The sequence below is a fragment of the Brevibacillus sp. FIR094 genome, from assembly GCF_050477165.1.
Taxonomy (GTDB): Bacteria; Bacillota; Bacilli; order Brevibacillales; family Brevibacillaceae; genus Brevibacillus.
This window is the reverse complement of the sequence record NZ_JBEAES010000113.1, coordinates 1-235: the sequence shown is the minus strand read 5'-3', so window position 1 is coordinate 235 and position 235 is coordinate 1. Positions and strand designations below refer to the sequence as shown.

The window sequence follows — 235 nt, the reverse complement described above, 5'->3', positions numbered from 1 at the left end:
ACCGGAAGGTGCGGATGGATCACCTCCTTTCTATGGAGATACGACGATTAACGCAACATTCGCTGTTCAGTTTTGAAGGAGTATAACTCCTTTGAGGGCCTATAGCTCAGTTGGTTAGAGCGCACGCCTGATAAGCGTGAGGTCGGCTGTTCGAGTCAGCCTAGGCCCACCATATAATTCCCCAGTATGGGGCTGTAGCTCAGTTGGGAGAGCGCCTGCCTTGCAAGCAGGAGGT

1 tRNA gene is annotated in these 235 nt (G+C 52.8%); it reads left to right on the top strand.

The window, feature by feature from the left end:
* Positions 1–95: 95 nt before the first annotated feature.
* Positions 96–172 (top strand) — tRNA-Ile (locus ACQ5DJ_RS30105).
* The last annotated feature ends 63 nt before the right edge of the window (positions 173–235 follow it).